Origin of the sequence: Nonomuraea sp. NPDC047529, from assembly GCF_040642995.1 — a bacterium.
Lineage (GTDB): Bacteria > Actinomycetota > Actinomycetes > Streptosporangiales > Streptosporangiaceae > Nonomuraea.
Genome location: NZ_JBEYTJ010000037.1, coordinates 78,849 through 95,052 on the forward strand (window position 1 = coordinate 78,849; position 16,204 = coordinate 95,052).

Annotated in this window: 11 protein-coding genes; 7 read left to right on the plus strand and 4 right to left on the minus strand. The window is 73.9% G+C overall.

Annotated features, from left to right (window positions below; genetic code table 11):
- Positions 1-59 precede the first annotated feature (59 nt).
- Positions 60-2,915, minus strand: coding sequence for an AAA family ATPase (locus ABZ815_RS40780; protein WP_357706717.1), 2,856 nt, complete (start codon positions 2,913-2,915; stop codon positions 60-62).
- 285 nt (positions 2,916-3,200) lie between these two features.
- On the opposite strand from ABZ815_RS40780, the gene ABZ815_RS40785 reads away from it, so the two are divergent.
- The 7 genes from ABZ815_RS40785 to ABZ815_RS40815 all read left to right on the plus strand — a co-directional run bounded on the left by ABZ815_RS40785 (position 3,201) and on the right by ABZ815_RS40815 (position 13,828).
- On the plus strand, positions 3,201-5,483 hold the full coding sequence (locus tag ABZ815_RS40785) for a TOMM precursor leader peptide-binding protein (RefSeq protein WP_357706718.1): 2,283 nt from the start codon (positions 3,201-3,203) through the stop codon (positions 5,481-5,483).
- A gap of 39 nt (positions 5,484-5,522) precedes the next feature.
- A complete protein-coding gene (locus tag ABZ815_RS40790) occupies positions 5,523-6,881 on the plus strand; it encodes a SagB family peptide dehydrogenase (RefSeq protein ID WP_357706720.1) in 1,359 nt (452 codons plus the stop codon).
- 54 nt (positions 6,882-6,935) lie between these two features.
- Complete coding sequence (locus tag ABZ815_RS40795; RefSeq protein ID WP_357706722.1) at positions 6,936-7,748, plus strand: HlyD family efflux transporter periplasmic adaptor subunit; 813 nt, start codon at positions 6,936-6,938, stop codon at positions 7,746-7,748.
- A 42-nt stretch (positions 7,749-7,790) separates the two neighbouring features.
- Positions 7,791-10,136 carry an NHLP family bacteriocin export ABC transporter peptidase/permease/ATPase subunit gene (locus ABZ815_RS40800; protein ID WP_357706724.1) on the plus strand — a complete coding sequence of 782 codons (2,346 nt, stop codon included), beginning with the start codon at positions 7,791-7,793 and terminating at the stop codon, positions 10,134-10,136.
- A gap of 4 nt (positions 10,137-10,140) precedes the next feature.
- Positions 10,141-13,068, plus strand: coding sequence for an NHLP bacteriocin export ABC transporter permease/ATPase subunit (locus ABZ815_RS40805; protein ID WP_357706725.1), 2,928 nt, complete (start codon positions 10,141-10,143; stop codon positions 13,066-13,068).
- 19 nt (positions 13,069-13,087) lie between these two features.
- Positions 13,088-13,414, plus strand: coding sequence for a YciI family protein (locus tag ABZ815_RS40810; RefSeq protein WP_357706727.1), 327 nt, complete (start codon positions 13,088-13,090; stop codon positions 13,412-13,414).
- Between the two features lie 69 nt (positions 13,415-13,483).
- Positions 13,484-13,828 carry a YciI family protein gene (locus ABZ815_RS40815; protein WP_357706729.1) on the plus strand — a complete coding sequence of 115 codons (345 nt, stop codon included), beginning with the start codon at positions 13,484-13,486 and terminating at the stop codon, positions 13,826-13,828.
- 22 nt (positions 13,829-13,850) lie between these two features.
- Here ABZ815_RS40815 and ABZ815_RS40820 read toward each other — a convergent pair whose 3' ends face one another.
- The 3 genes from ABZ815_RS40820 to ABZ815_RS40830 are packed head-to-tail and all read right to left on the minus strand — an operon-like array spanning position 13,851 to position 16,137.
- The gene (locus tag ABZ815_RS40820) at positions 13,851-14,036 is read right to left on the minus strand and encodes a hypothetical protein (RefSeq protein WP_189646391.1); all 186 of its coding nucleotides are present in this window, start codon (positions 14,034-14,036) and stop codon (positions 13,851-13,853) included.
- Positions 14,033-14,884 (minus strand): methyltransferase domain-containing protein, encoded by an 852-nt coding sequence (locus tag ABZ815_RS40825; RefSeq protein WP_357706730.1) that lies wholly within the window; start codon positions 14,882-14,884, stop codon positions 14,033-14,035. Before ABZ815_RS40825 ends, ABZ815_RS40820 begins: the two co-directional genes overlap by 4 nt.
- Positions 14,881-16,137 carry a cytochrome P450 gene (locus ABZ815_RS40830; protein ID WP_357706731.1) on the minus strand — a complete coding sequence of 419 codons (1,257 nt, stop codon included), beginning with the start codon at positions 16,135-16,137 and terminating at the stop codon, positions 14,881-14,883. The genes ABZ815_RS40825 and ABZ815_RS40830 overlap by 4 nt, the downstream gene beginning before the upstream one ends.
- Between the last annotated feature and the right edge of the window lie 67 nt (positions 16,138-16,204).

Sequence of the window (16,204 nt, forward strand, 5' to 3'; positions counted from 1 at the left end):
ACGGCGCCCGATGAGGCGATGTCGGCAGCAGTGGGGTCCTGAGCTGCACGCCCCCGCCGTTACAGGTATTCGTGGGGGCCTGTGGGGACGGGCTCGGTCCGGAGCGGGGTGGGGTGGTCGTCGTCGGACAGGCCGGTGAGGATGACGGCGAGTTCGGCGCGGGTGTGGATGCCGAGTTTGCGGTAGATGCGGGCCAGATGGGTGTCCACGGTGCGCTTGCTGATGGACAGCGTCGTGGCCACCTCCAGGTTGCTCATCCCGCGCAGCACCAGGTCGGTGACCCGGCGTTCGCCGACGGTCAGCACATGGTCGTCCTGGCCGGGAACGAGCGTGGCGGCGCGCGCCGGGGCGGTGGCGGCGCGGTGCTTGTCGGCCAGGGCGGCCAGGCGGGCCGCGCCGCAGTCGGCGGCCAGCCGCAGCGCCAGGGCCAGGGTCTCGTGAGCCTTGCCGTCGTCGCCCGCCTGCCGCTGGGCGATGCCCAGGCGCAGCAGGGCCCTGGCGTGTTCGAGCCGGGCGCCCCGGTTGCCCAGCAGGGCGACGGCCTCGTGCAGCATGTCGAGCCGGACCTGGCCCTCGTGGGCGATGCTGGCCGCGCTCAGCGCGCGGGCGACGACGGTGGGCGCGCCCCACGCGCGGGCCAGCTCCAGCTCCCGTTCGGCCACGATGCGGGCCGCCGAACGCTCACCGGACAGGACGTACGCCAGGATCGAGTTCGTCCCCCAGGGCACGCAGGCCGGGTTCATGATGCCGGCGGCGGTCAGGCGGCGGCCGCATTCCAGCAGGGTGAGCAGGCCGTCGCGCGGACGGCCCTGCGCGAGCCGGAGGCGGCCCAGCGCGTCGAGGGCCTGCCCGGAGATCATCGGATGCCAGTCGCCGTACGGGGCCACGGACTTCAGCGCCGCCTCCGCGGCCTCCAGGTCGCCGTACTCCACCAGCACCCGGGCGGCGCAGGCGGCGGCGGCCACGTGGAAGCCCTCGGCCTGGCACTCGCGCGAGCTGACGACGGCGGCCTCGGCGTCGGCCAGCCCCGCCTCCAGGCTGCCGAGCTGGTAGCGCACCTCGGCCCGGGTCAGCAGCGCCAGCGCCAGGCCGGTGCCGGAGCCGGCGTCCTGGGTCTCGGTGACCAGCCGTTCGGCCCAGTAGGATGCCTCGTCGAGGCGGTCGCCCCACACCAGCGGCAGTACGGCGGCCACCGGCACCGGGCCCTGGCCGTCGAGGCAGCGGCGGGTCTGGGCGAGCATGCGCGGCAGGCTGCGGCCGCGCGCGCCGGTGGCCAGGGCGAGCACGCTGACGAACTCCCTTGCCGCCGGGCTGACCAGCGTGCCGAGGGAGCGTCCCAGGCGGCGCAGGCCGAGCCGGCCGGCCGAGCGGCCCCACAGCAGCGCCTGGGCGGCGAACACCAGCAGCAGGTCCGTTCCGCCGAACTGCGGCGTGGCGGCGGCGGCCTCGGCCGCGCCGGCGAAGACCTCGGCGGCCTCGGCGGAGTTCGCGGTGACCAGGATGTCGGCGAACGGCGCCAGCGACATCAGGGCGTGCGGGGCCGTCCTGACCCGGCCGTAGACGGTGCGCAGGTGGCGCAGGCAGGCGGGCAGGTCGCGGTGCTTCTCCACGGCGCCCAGCTCGGCGGTGACCTCCAGGACGGTGTCCCGGTCGTCGGTCTCGGCCAGCGCGCGGTGCAGGTAGCCGGTCGCGTCCGCCCACGAGTGCTTGGCGGCGGCCTCGCCCGCGGCCTCGCGCAGCACGGTGACCGTGAGCGGGTCGCCGGTCGGGCCGGCCGACATCAGGTGGCGGGCCGAGCGTCTCAGCGGCGCGCCGAGCCGGTACAGCAGCGACGCGGTACGGCGGTGCAGCCGGTCGCGCTCGCCCGGGTCCATGCCGGCCAGCACGGCCTGCTGGATGCGCGGATGGGCGAAGCGGTCGGGCGGCGTGCCGGTGACCAGCCCGGCGCGGCGCAGCGTCTCCCCCGCCGCCCTGGCGGTGTCCTGGCCGTGCCCGGCGATCATGGAGGCGACCTCCATGCCGTCCTCGGGTGCGACGATGGCCAGGCTGCGCAGCAGGTCGACGTCCGCGGCGTCCACGCCCGACCCGCTGCCGGACAGCCAGCCGAGCGCGGTCTCGGTCAGCGCCAGCGCGCCGATCTCCAGCACCCGGGACAGCTCGGCGCCCACCGGGCGCACGCCGGACCTGGCCAGCCGCCCGGCCAGCTCCCGCAGCAGCAGCGGGTTGCCCTGGGTGAGCCGGTGGCAGGCGGCGGCGACCTCCTCGCCGATCTCCTCCTCCACGCCGAGCACGGACTCCATGAGCCGTCCCGCGCATTGGGCGCACAGGGGGGCGGGCCGCAGCAGCCGCGTGTACGGCAGCGTGGCCAGGTCTCTGGCCAGGTCGTCGGGGCCGCCGGTGTCGGCGGTGGTGAGGATCATCGCGATGGGCAGGCCGTCGAGCCGCCGGGCGATGTAGGAGCACCACTGGGAGGACTGCGGATCGGTGTGGTGCACGTCGTCGACGGCGATGATCAGCGGCCGGTCGCCGGTGAAGGAGCGGGTGGCCCGGTAGAGGCCGTGCAGCAGGTCGGGTGTGACGGGATGGCTACGGTCGAGCCCGCCGCCCAGGTCGGGACCGACGACGGCGCCCTCGCCGGGTGGCGGCGCGCGGCCGGCGGTCATGAGCGGCTCGAAGAGCTGGCGGACCACGCCGAACGGGTGGTCGCGCTCGGTGGGGTGCCCCCGCGCCATCAGCAGCAGCGCCCCCGCCTCACCTCTGGCCGCCAGCGCGGCGTTCAGCAAGGTGGTCTTGCCCATGCCCCGGGACCCCTGGATCAGGAGGACGGAGGGCCCGCCGGCACGGACCCTCGACAGCGCCTCCCGCATCGCCGCGGTCTCGATGTCACGGTGTAGCAGCGGCTGTCCCGAAGACATCGCCACTCCCCACAGTTCGGCCCCCCTGAAACTGTCCACCAGGATCATGCCGCCTCGGGCGGGCGGGCTGTCAATACCTGGGCACGCAAATCCGACTAATCCGGACTATTGGCACCTGGTTCAACAGCGCGCCCACACCGGGGCGCATGCGCATTCCCGCCGGACCAATACGTATTTTCGCCCACCGTACCGGTGAAATGCGTACGCCGGAATTACGTCTTTACACCGGATCCGGCCCGGTGCGACTCTGCGATCAACCAATATGGACCCGATACGGGGAGGGTCATGGACCGCCCACGTCTCAAGGCGCACTTCACACCGCAGGTGATCGACGGGTCGAAGGTGTTTCTCCTGGCCGAGGGTCAGCACTACCTCGTCCAGTCGGCGGGGGCCGGGAAACTCCTTCCCTACCTGGACGGACGGCGTACCGTAGCCGAGATCGCGAGCGCGCTGATCGACGAACTGCCGCTCCCGCAGACACTCATCGCCATTCGCAAATTCGCCGCATTCGGCCATCTCGCCAATGGCCGCCCCGATTGGCCGGACAGCACGCTGGCATTCTGGGACGCGCAGGGAATTGACCCGGTGCACGCGCACGACGCGCTCTCCCGCGCCGAATTCACCGTCGTGGCCTGCGAGGGGGCCGACGCCGCCGCGGTGGTCCCGGTGCTGGCCGAGCACGGGTTGCGTATACGTACGAGGAGCGTGGCGGAGGAGGCCGCCGGGCCCGAGGGGACGATGGCGGTCGTGGTGGCCGGCGACTACCTCGATCCGGCGCTCGACCGGCTCAACGCCGCCTATCTGGCCGCCGGGCACCCGTGGGCGCTGGTGAAACCGGGCGGGATCACGCTCTGGGTCGGCCCGGTGCTCCAGCCTGGACGCACCGGCTGCTGGGCCTGCCTGGCGCAGCGGCTGGCCGGGAACCGGCAGGTCGAGCGGTACCTGGCGGGCAAGCGCGGCGGCGGCGTGCCGTACCACCCGGCGCGGGAGTCGGCGCCCGCCGGTCCGGCCGTGGCGGGCGGGCTGCTGGCCGTGGAGCTGGCGCGGATCGCCGCGGGGGCGGCCTCCTCGCGGCTGGAGGGCCGCATGACCACCGTCGACCTGCGCACCCTCGGCGTCATGGAGCACACCGTGGTCCGGCTGCCGCAGTGCCCGGCCTGCGGCGATCCCACGCTGATCAGCGAACGCAGCCCCAAGGTCGCGCTGTCGGCGCGCAGCGCCCGGCACGTCACCGACGGCGGATACCGCATCGAGCCGCCCGCGCGTACGTACGCCAGGTTGGAGAAGCACATCAGCCCGCTGATCGGGGCGGTCACCCGGCTGCACACCTTCGCCGACGAGGACAACGGCGTCACCTACAGCTTCACCGCGGGCCACAACTTCGCCATGATCGGCGACAACATGGACCTGCTGCGCCGCAACCTGCGCGGGCAGAGCGGCGGCAAGGGCCGTACCGAGGTGCAGGCCAGGGTGAGCGCGCTGTGCGAGGCCATCGAACGCTACTCGGGCGTGTGGCGCGGCGAGGAGCCGGTCACCGAGGCCGCCTACGCCGACCTCGACCCGGCGGTGGCCGTCCATCCTGAGTCGCTGCTGCACTTCTCCGACGCCCAGTACGCCGGCCGCGAGGAGTGGAACAAGGACCCCGCGCACCGGCTGCACCTGGTGCCCGAGCGGTTCCGTACGGACCTGCCGGTCGACTGGTCGCCCGCCTGGTCGCTGACCGAGGAGCGGGAACGGCTGGTGCCCTCCGGCTACGCCTGGTACGGCCACCCCGACCTGGAACGCCACTTCTACTGCGTGGGCGACTCCAACGGCAACGCCTCGGGCAACTCGATCGAGGAGGCCGTCCTGCAGGGCTTCTGCGAGCTGGTCGAACGGGACGCGGTGGCCCTGTGGTGGTACAACCGGGCCCGGCGGCCGGCCTTCGACCTGGACTCGCTGCGCGACCCGTACGTCGACACCGTGCGCGAGTTCTACCGCGGCATGGACCGCGACCTGTGGCTGCTCGACCTCACGACCGACCTCGGCATCCCGGCGTTCGTGGGGGTCTCGCACCGCACCGGGCATCCGGTGGAGGACGTCATCGTCGGGTTCGGCGCGCACCTCGACCCGCGGATCGCCGCCATCAGGACGCTCACCGAGGTCAACCAGTTCCTGCCCTCGGTGGAGCGGCGCGACGAGAACGGCGAGACGCTCTACCTGGACGACGACGTCGCCACGCTGGCCTGGTGGAAGGAGACCAGGCTGGCCGAGCAGCCGTGGCTGGTGCCCGACCCCGCCGTACGCGCCCGCACCCTGTCCGACTACGCCCGCTCGGACGGCGGCGACCTGGCCGGTGACGTGCAGACGTGCGTGGCCAGGGCCGCCGCGGCCGGGATCGAGGTCATCGCGCTCGACCAGAGCCGTCCCGACCTGGAGCTCAGCGTGGTCCGGGTGATCGCGCCCGGCATGCGGCACTTCTGGCGGCGGCTCGGCCCCGGCCGGCTGTACGACGTGCCGGTCTCGCTCGGCTGGGTCACCGAGCCCGTGGCCGAGGACGAGCTCAACCCGACCAGCGTCTTCTTCTGACCGGTTCGCGGGCCCCTGGGTGACGGAGAGGAGCGGGCCATGGACGAGACCAAGCTGCGGCTGCGGCGGGACGCGGAGCTGACCGAGGCGGACGGCGAGGCGCGCATCTCCACGCCCGCCGGCTCGCTCGGCCTGCGCGGGCTCGACGCCGGGACCGCGGCCGCCCTGCGGATCCTGGCCGGCGGCGACGCGGGCGAGACCGCCCTGGCGGCGACCGTGGGCGAGGCCGGACTGCTGCGCTGGAATCTGCTGGTCCGCCGCCTGGCCAGGGCCGGCCTGCTGGAGTTCACCGCGGCCGGGGCCCGGCTGCGCCCGGTCGGCGCCGGCGGCGTGGAGCCCGCACCCACGCCGCCGGCGGACACGCCGATCAGGCTGTCGCGCTTCGCCGTCGTGACCGCCGGGGACGGCGTGCTGACCGTGCGCTCGCCGCGCAGCCCGGCGGTGGTGGAGCTGTCGCCGGCCGCCTGCGGGCTGCTCGGCGCGCTGGCGTCCTGGACCACCCCGGCGAACCTGGCGGACGGCGGCCGGGCGCGGGACCAGGAGTGGGGGCCGGCGCTGCGGTTCCTCGCGGCGGCGGGCGTGCTCGCCACCGGCCCCGAGGACGACGACCTGGCGACGGCCCAGTGGCACCCTCGCGACCTGTGGCTGCACGCCCACAGCCGCGGCCCCCGGTACACCGGCCGCTACGGCGGCACGTACGCCTTCACCTCCCGCTTCGACCCGGTGCCCGCCGACCCGCCGCCGTTCACCGGCGAGCGGATCGAGCTGCCCCGGCCCGACCTGGAGCTGCTGGCCAAGACCGACCCCAGCCTGACCGACACGCTGGAACGCCGCCGCTCCCTGCGCGAGCACGACCCGGACGCGCCCATCACGCTGGCCCAGCTCGGCGAGCTGCTCTACCGGTCGATGCGGCGGCGGGCGACGTTCACCTCACCCGACGGGCAGGAGCTGACCGACCGGCCCTACCCCTCCGGCGGCTCGGTCCACGAGCTGGAGATCTATCCGCTGATCGTGTCCTGCCAGGGGGCCGAACCGGGACTGTGGCACTACGACACCGCCGGCCACGCGCTGGAGCTGGTCTCGCCGCCCACGCCCGCCGTGCGGGCGCTGGTCGAGCGGGCCAAGTCGGCGGCCCAGCTCACCGCCGACCCCCAGGTGGTGCTGACCGTCACCGCGCGCTTCGGCCGGGTGATGTGGAAGTACGAGACGATCGGCTACTCGCTGGTCCTCAAGCACGTGGGCGTGCTGTACCAGACGCTCTACCTGGCCGGCACGGCCATGGACCTGGCCGTGTGCGCGCTGGGCGGCGGGGACGCCGCCGACTTCGCGCTCGCCAGCGGCCTCGACTACCTGACCGAGGGCAGCGTCGGCGAGCTGATCGTCGGCAGCCGGCGGTGATGGGCACATGACGGCACGACGGCGGGCCGAGGGCCGCGTTCGGGGGACGGCGCGATGAAGTTCCGGTTCAAGGCGTTGCAGCGGATGCGGGAGCCCGACGAGCTCGACTCGCCGACGCTGCTGGCCTCGCCGCGCGGGTGGATCGCCACGTTCGTGGTGCTGATCATCGTGGTGGCCGCGGGAGTGTGGTTCTTCGCCGGGCGGCTGCCGGTCACGGTGCCCGCCGTGGGGCTGCTGACCCATCCCGGCGGCACGGCTCGGCTGCAGAGCCCGTACGGGGGGACGGTGCGCTCGATGCTCGTCCAGCCGGCCGAGGCGGTGCGCGAGGGCCAGGCGGTGGCGGTCATCGCCGCCGACGGCGGGGCGGAGCAGGTGGTGCGCAGCCCGTTCAGCGGGCGGGTGGTCGCCGGTTCCGCCGTGCCCGGCCACGTGGTCAGGGAGGGCGAGGAGCTGCTGCTCATCGAGCGTACGGACGCGCCGCGCGACCGGCTGGTGGCGATGTTGTTCGTGCCGGTCGACCGGGCGATGGGCGTGGTGCCGGGCAAGCCGGTCGATCTGTCGGTCTCCTCGGCGCCGCCCGGCGCGTACGGGCTGCTGCGCGGCCGGGTCGAGTCGGTCAGCGACTACCCCGTGATGACCGAGCAGGCCGCCGACCTGGTGGGCGGCGAGGACCCGGCGCGCGGCTACCTGCGGAACACGCCGTCCAGACTGGTGATCGTGGACCTGGTGCGCGATCCCGCCACGCCGTCCGGCTACGCCTGGTCAACCGTGAAGGGGCCGCCGGTGGGCCTGCAGTCGCAGGTCTCCGTCAGCGGCGCGATCGGGCTGGGCAGCCAGACGCTGTTCGACCTGCTGCTCGGGCGCTGAGGTGAGCCGCGTGACCGCCCCCGCTCCCCCGCCGAAGGAGGGATGCGTGACCACGACCAGCGCCCCCGGGAGGGACGTGTGACCACCACCGGCGTCCCCGACCAGGGGCATGTGGACCAGGCACCCGCAAAGGACACCGGGAAGGGCGCCGCGCCCGCTCCCCCGGCGACCCCGGCGGCCCCGGCGCGGCGGCGGCGGCGGTGGAGATGGCGGCGGCGCACGCCGACGGTCATCCAGATGGAGGCCGTCGAGTGCGGGGCGGCCTCGCTGGCGATGATCCTGGGCTACCACGGCAAGTTCGTGCCGCTGGAGGAGCTGCGTTCGGCCTGCGGAGTCTCCCGCGACGGCGCGAAGGCCTCCAGCGTGGTGGCCGCGGCCCGCCGCTACGGGCTGATCGCCAGGGGCTTCCAGATGGAGGCCGACGACCTGCGCTCGCTGACCGAGCCGGCCATCGTGTTCTGGGCGTTCCAGCACTTCATGGTCCTGGAGGGGGTGCGCAGCCGGTTCGGCAGGAAGGCCGTCGCGGTCAACGACCCGGCGGGCGGCCCCCGGATGATCGACTGGGACGACTTCGACTCCGGCTTCACCGGCGTGGTGCTGACGTTCGAGCGGGGACCGGACTTCCGGCCCGGCGGGCGGCCCACCCGCGTCGGGCAGGCCCTGCTGGCGCGGCGGATGCCGTCGGGCCGCGCCCTGCCGCTGGTGCTGCTGGCCAGCCTGCTGCTGGTGGTGCCGGGCATCATCGGGCCCGCGTTCAGCCGGGTGTTCATCGACCGGATCCTGACCGGGCGCGACCCCGGCTACCTGGTGCCGCTGCTGTTCGCGATGGGGGTCACCGCGGTCGTGGTGTTCGTGCTGACCTCGGTGCAGCGGCACTACCTGCTGCGGCTGGAGATCCGGCTCAGCCTGGTCAGCTCGGCCCGCTTCTTCCGCCATCTGCTGCGGCTGCCGGTGGAGTTCTTCCTCCAGCGGCGTCCGGCCGAGGTGGCCAAGCGGGTGCAGGCCAACGACGGCGTGGCCGAGATCCTGTCCCGCGACCTGGCCGTCACGCTGGTGAACCTGGTCCTGGTGCTGTTCTACGCGGCCGTGCTCATCCGCTACGACCTGCTGCTCGGGCTCGTCGGGGTGTCGATGGCGCTGCTGAACATCCTGGTGCTGCGCCAGGTGTCGCGGGCGCGTACGGACGCGGTGGCGGCGCTACGGGCCGACCTGGGCAACCTGACCTCCACCACGTTCAACACGCTGCAACTCGTGGAGACCGTCAAGGCGACGGGGGCCGAGCCGACGGCGTTCCAGCGCTGGGCCGGGTTCCTGGCCAAGGCGGTCACCGCCAAGCAGCGGCTGGGCGTGGCCACGGCGACGCTGACCGTCGTGCCGCCGCTGCTGGCCGCGGTCAACAGCGGCCTGATCCTGCTGATCGGCGGGCTGCGGGTGGTGGACGGGGCGATCAGCGTCGGCATGCTGGTGGCCTTCCAGACGCTGCTGAACGCGCTGTCCAGGCCGGTCACCCAGCTCACCAACCTGGGCGGCCAGTTGCAGGACATCTCGGCCGACATCTGCCGCCTGTACGACGTCGAGAAGTACCCGATGGCCCGGACGTTCGAGCGGTCCGCGCGAGCCGAGGAGGAGGCCGGACCGAGCGGGCGCCTGGACGGGCGGCTGGAGTTCGCCGACGTGACCTTCGGCTACAACGCGCTCGCCACGCCCGTCGTCAGGAACCTGTCGTTCACCGTGGTGCCGGGCCGCCGGGTGGCGATCGTCGGCAACTCCGGCAGCGGCAAGTCGACCGCGGGCAAGCTGGCCGCCGGCCTGTACGCGCCGACCTCCGGCCGGGTGCTGCTGGACGGCCGGCCGCGGGACGACCTGCCGCGGGCCGTCGTGGCCGCCTCGGTCGCGTACGTGGACCAGGACATCACCCTGTTCGAGGGCACCGTGCGCGACAACCTGACGTTGTGGAGCGACGACGTGCCCGACGAGGTGGCGGTCTCGGCGCTGCGGGACGCGGCGCTGTTCGACCTGATCGCGGCCCGGCCCGGCGGCCTCAACAGCCGGGTGCTGGAGGGCGGCAGGAACCTCAGCGGCGGCCAGCGGCAGCGCCTGGAGCTGGCGCGGGCCCTGTCGATCCAGCCGACGCTGCTGATCCTGGACGAGGCGACCAGCGCCCTGGACCCGGAGACGGAACGGATCATCGCCGACAACCTGCGCAGGCGCGGCTGCGGCTGCCTGATCATCGCGCACCGGCTGTCCACGGTGCGCGACGCGGACGAGATCATCGTGCTCGACCGCGGCGAGGTGGTCGAGCGCGGCAGGCACGCCGAGTTGCTGGCGCTCGACGGTCACTACGCCGCGCTGCTCAGGAGCTCACGCAAGAACGGCGACGGAGGATGACGCAGTGCTGAAAGTGGCTGGTTTCTCCCCGTTCTTCACCGACGCCGCCACGCCGGTGGACTACTCGGCGGAGAACCTGTTCGTGCTGTCGGGCATGCGCGAGGTGCTGCTGGTGGAGGAGGGCGCGGTCGACCTGTTCGCGGTGCGCCTGGAGGGCGGCCGTCCGGTCGGCCGGTGGCACTACCTGTGCCGGGTCCGGCAGGGCACGTTGCTGCCGGGCTCGCCCAAGGGGCCCAGGCACGGCATCGTGGGCCGTCCGGTGCTCGGCACGCGGGTCTCGCGCCTGCCGCTGGCCAGGCTGGGCGAGCTGTCGGGCACCAACCGGTCGGCCACGATGTCCACCGCCGAGTACGGGCTGGCCGTGCGGCAGTTCGTCCGCGGGCTGGAGGGCGGGATGATCGCGCTGGCCACCGCGCTGCGCGACGCGTTGCCGCCGCGCGAGTTCGTCCCGCTGCTGCCCGACGCGGTGACCGAGCTGCCGGCCGGCCGCGCCGCCCGGTCGGTGGACGGCGTGCGGTGGATGACCGTCGAGGAGGGCGCGGTCGAGATGCCCGACGGCGTGGCCGGCGTGCTGACCGCGGGCGCCGAGCTGGCCGTGACCGAGCGGGACTGGATGGTCGCCGACGCCCCCGCCCGGCTGCGCGCCCGGTCGACCTGGCAGTTGCTGGCCGACGAGACGATCTGGGCCCGCTGGGTCGAGCACGCCATCCGCTTCCTCTACACGGTGGACCGCCGGGTCGAGCGGCGGCGGGCGCAGGAGCTGGAGGCGCTGCGGCGGCGCAGGGAGCGCGAGGCCGGCACGACGCGGGCGGCCCGCCGCGGCTTCGACACGCTGGTCAGCGACACCGAGGCCAAGGTGCGCGTGGCCGACGTCACCGCCGACCCGCCGGCGCTGGCCGCGGCCAGGCTGGTGGCCTCGCACGGCGGGTTCACCGTGACCGCGCCGCCGCCGGGCCAGGCCCGGGGGGCCGACCCGCTCCAGGCCGTCGCGCTGGCCTCCGGGGTGCGCACCCGGTCGGTCCGGCTGGACGACGGCTGGTGGAAACACGACATCGGGCCCATGGTGGGCTACCGGGCCGACGACGGGACGCCGGTGGCCCTGCTGCCGATCGGCTCGCGGTACGTGGTCGCCCAGCCCGGCCACAGCCGGGTCACGCCCGTCACCAAGGCGGTGGCCGCCACGCTGACCGGCAAGGCCGAGGTGCTGTACCAGCCGCTGCCGCGCGAGGTGCGGACCGTGGCCGGGCTGCTGCGCTTCGGCCTGGCCCGCAACGGCCGCGACCTCTGGGTGCTGGCCTCCCTGGGCACGCTGGTGGCGGTCATCGGCCTGCTGGTGCCCGCGATGACCGGGCTGGTGCTGGGGACGTTCGTGCAGCGGGCCGAGCGCGACCTCATCGTGCAGGGCGCGGCGCTGGTGATCGGCGGCGCGCTGGTGGCGGGGGCGCTGTCGATCGTGCAGAACGTCGCGGCCCTGCGCATCGAGGGCCGTTCGTCGGCCCGGGTGCAGGCGGGCGCGTGGACGCGGCTGCTGTCCCTGCCCGTCACGTTCTTCGGCCGCTACTCCACCGGCGAGCTGGGCACGACCGTGCTGGGCGTGAGCGCGGCGCAGGAGACGTTGTCGGGCGTGATGACCACCGCGACGCTCGGGCTGTTCGGCGGGCTGGCCAACCTGGCGCTGGTGTACGTCTACGACGTCGGCCTGGCGCTGCTGGCGACCCTGCTGGTGCTGGCCGGCGTGCTGGTGTGCGCGGTCGCCGGCTTCTTCGAGGTACGCCTGCAACGCCGCCTGTACGAGCAGGAGCAGCGGCTGTCGTCGCGGGTGTTCCAGCTCCTGTCGGCGGTGCCCAAGCTGCGCGTGGCGGCCGCGGAGGACCAGGCGTTCGGCGTGTGGACGCGCGACTTCATGGCGACCAGGACCACCTCGGCCGCCGCCCGGCGGCTGCAGAACGTGGTGACCACCTTCAACGCCGGGTTCCCGCTGGTCTGCTCGGTCGTGATCTTCGCCGTGGCGGCCGGGCCGCTGCGCGGGCAGTTGCCGATCAGCGCGTTCCTGGCCTTCTTCGCCGCGTTCAACCTGCTCATCGCCTCGGTGCTGCAGTTCACCGGCGCGGCCATCACCGCCATGGGCGTGGTGCCGATGCTGGAGAAGCTGGCCCCGGTGCTGGAGGCCGAGCCGGAGGACCACGCGGGCAAGGCCGACCCGGGCGACCTGTCGGGCCGCGTCAGCCTGTCCCGGGTCTCCTTCCGCTACGGCGGGGACGGCCCCGCGGTGCTCACCGACATCGACCTGTCGATCGAGCCCGGCGAGTTCGTCGCGATCGTGGGCCCGACCGGCAGCGGCAAGTCCACGATCCTGCGCCTGCTGCTCGGCTTCGAGCAGCCCGACGTCGGCTCGGTCCTGTACGACGGCCAGGACCTGGGCGAGCTGGACCTCGGCGCGGTGCGCCGGCAGTGCGGCGTGGTGCTGCAGAACGGCGCCCTGCTGGCCGGCGACATCCGGCAGAACATCGTCGGCAGCACGAACCACACCGTCGACGACGCCTGGGAGGCGGCGGCGATGGCCGGCATCTCCGACGACATCACGGCCATGCCGATGGGCATGAACACCGTCCTGTCGGAGGGCACGAACACGCTCTCCGGCGGCCAGCGGCAGCGCATCATGATCGCCAGGGCGCTGGTCTCGCGGCCCCGCATCGTCTTCTTCGACGAGGCGACCAGCGCCCTGGACAACCCCGCCCAGAACGTCATCGCCGAGAGCACCCGCCGGCTCAACGCCACCCGGGTGGTCATCGCCCACCGGCTGTCCACCGTCCGGGACGCCGACAAGATCCTGGTGCTCGACGGCGGCCGCATCGTCCAGCAGGGCACCTACGACGAGCTGCTCACCGAGGAGCAGGGGCTGTTCGCGCGGCTGGCGCGGCGGCAGATGTGAGCGCACGGAAGGAGCCGTCATGGAGTTCGCGCTGCTGATCCACGGGCCGGAACGGGCCTGGGCGGAGCTGTCGGAGCAGGACCGCTCCGCGCTGTTCTCCGCCTACCTCGCCTTCGGGCGGGAGCTGCGGGAGGCGGGCGTCACGGTGGTGTTCGGCGCCCGGCTGGCCCGCCCGGACGCGGCCGAGGGGGAGCCGCGCGAGGACGGCCGTCCGGAGCTGGGCGGCATGTGGATCCTCGACCTGCCGTCGGAGGAGGCGGCCCTGGAGTGGGCCGGGCGCCTGCCGTCCGGGCCGGGCGACCGGGTCGAGTTACGGCGCTGCGACCGTGGAAGGATGTCACGATAGTGCCAACCGGGGCTCTGCCCGCGCCCCACCACGCCTTTGGGGCAGAACCCACAGGGAGGTAGACGACTCATGGACTTCGTGCTGCTGATCCACGGCGACGAGATGCTCTGGGACGCCTTCAGCGAGAGCGAGCGGGAGCGGATGGCCGAGGCCCACCGCCAGTTCGGCCGGGCGATGGCGATGGCGGGGGTCAAGGTCAAGTACGGCGCGGGGCTGACCAGGTCCGGGGAGGGCAAGCTGGTCAGACCCGACGGGCCCGCCGTCGACGGCCCGTACGCGGTCGGGCGGGAGCAGATCGGCGGCATCTGGGTCATCGAGGTCCAGTCGGCCGAGGAGGCCGAGTCGTGGGCGCGCAAGATGCCCTACGCGCCCGGTGACATCGTCGAGGTGCGCCCCTGCGACCCGGCCTCCTGACGGCCGGGCCCCGGGAGCGCCCTCAGTAGCGGGCTCTGCGGCTGAGCAGCACGCCCACGGCCAGGAACAGCAGGCCGGCGGCGCCGTACACGATGGCCAGCGAGGTCGCGGGTGGCTTCTCGCTGGCGTTCACGACGGCCAGCCCGAGGCCGACGATCGCGCTGATGTAGCTGAAGATCGCGATGAAGATCTTCCAGAACGGACTCATGACGTGCTTCCTTCCGATGAGTGCTGAGCCGGTCCGTACGGTGCGGTCCCGGCGACGACGAAGCCGAGCAGCATGACCCAGGCGTCCGGGTCGGCCAGGAAACGCCGCCAGCGGTCGGCGGCCAGGGCGAGCCCCGCCATCGGCAGCGCGCCCGAGGCGACGAGCGGCGCCAGGCGTTCGGGCCCCAGGTGCGGGGCGAAGGCCGCGGTGGGGTGGGTGTCGTTGGTGGTGGCGAACGGGCGCAGCACCACGTCGGCGAACCCGCCGCCGCGCAGCAGCCGGGTGAGCTTCCTGCCGATCTGCCGGTCCCCTCCGGCGCCGCGCTGGGCCTGGGCCATCGTCGCGTGGACGGAGGCCAGCTCGGGGTACATCGGGTCGGCCAGCCCCCACAACATGCTGTCCACCTCGACGACCACGATCCGGCCGCCGGGACGCAGCACGCGCAGCGCCTCGGCCAGCATCGGCGCCGGATCGCCCACGTGCTGCAGTACGTACCGCAGCAGTACGCCGCCCACGCTGCCGGTACGCAACGGCAGCCGGGCGCCGTCGGCGGTGACCAGCGGGGCGCCGCAGCCGCCCGCGTTGCGCAGCAGGGAGGCGTCCACGTCGAGCGCGATGACGGGCAGCCCCGGCTCGGCGGCGCGCAGCCGGCGGGTGACCGCGCCCGAGCCGGCGCCCAGCTCCAGCAGCGGGCCCTCGCGGGTCAGCCCGAGGTCGCGCATGATGCGCAGCTCCTCCTCGAAGGAGAGCGCCGCCTGGGCCTCCAGCCGGGCCAGCTCGCCGGTCACGCCGCCCCACGTGGTGGTGGCGGCGTCGTAGGAGCCGGTGGCCGCCGGCGCCGCGCTCATCGGGGCCTCGGGGTCATCATCAGGCCGTGCCTGGGCCGCAGCGTGACCAGCGCCTCGGGCTCGACGGGGAAGCCCTCCACCAGTTCCATGCGCAGCCCGCGCAGGATCACCGCGAGCACGAGCGTGGCCTCCGCCAGCGCGAAGTGCCGTCCGACGCAGATGCGCGGGCCGCCGCCGAAGGGCAGGTACTGGTGGCTGAGCAGCCGGGCGGCCCGGTCGGGGTCGAACCTCTCCGGCCGGTACGCATCCGGCTCCTCCCAGTACCTCGGGTCGCGGTGCAGCACCCACGGGCTGACGCACACCAGCGACCCGGCCGGTACGTCGTAGCCGTCCAGCACGTCGACGGCCGTGCCGCGGCGGGAGATCAGCCAGACCGGCGGGTAGAGCCGCATGGCCTCCTGGACGGCCTGCCGGCAGCGGCGCAGCCCGGGCAGGTCGGCGGCGGTGGGCGACCGGCCGGCCAGCACCTCGTCGATCTCGGCGCGCACGGCCTCGGCCGCCTCCGGGTGCCGGTCGAGCAGGTAGAGCGTCCAGGTCAGCGACTTGGCGGTGGTCTCGTGCCCGGCCATGACGATGGTCAGCACCTGGTCGCGCAGGTCGGCGTCGGACATCGCGTGCCCTTCGGCCAGCATCGCGCCGAGCAGGTCGTCGCCCGCGCCGCCGGCCCGGCGGGCGGCGATGATGAGCCTGGTGACCCGGTCCAGGAAGGCCCGCGCCCGCAGGAAGCCGGCGTGCCGCGCGGCGGTGTCGGCCGGGTCGGGGTCGTCGCTGGGTACGTAGTGGCCGATGAAGCGGTTGACCGCGTCCACGGCGCGGCCGAAGCCCTCGCCGGCGACGCCGATGTCGGTGCCCAGCATGGCCTTGACGATCACGCTGAGGGTGAGCGAGGTCAGGTCGTGGTCGACGCGTACGGGCCGGTCGCCGGCCCAGTGCGTCACCAGGTGCTCGGCGGCCTCGACGATGACCTGGTCGAACCGGCCCACCTCGGCGGGCCTGAACGCGGGCGCGCACATCCTGCGCTGGGCCGCCCACTCGGCGCCGTCGCTGGTCAGCAGGCCGTTGCCGAGCAGGGGGCGGAGCATGTCGTCGTCCGGCGTGCGTTCCTTGGTGTAGGCGGCGCCGTTCTCCTTCAGCACGTGCCTGGCCAGGTCGGGGCGGTTGAGCATGTAGACCGGCTCGCCGTCCGCGTCGTGGCGGGTGACGTCGCCGAGGGCCGCCATGGCGGTGACGAACTCCAGCGGCGCGTCGCGCATGGCCCTCAGGCTCTGGGTTCCGGCCGGTCCCGGCGGCACCCGGGGGGATACGTACGTCCCGGACATG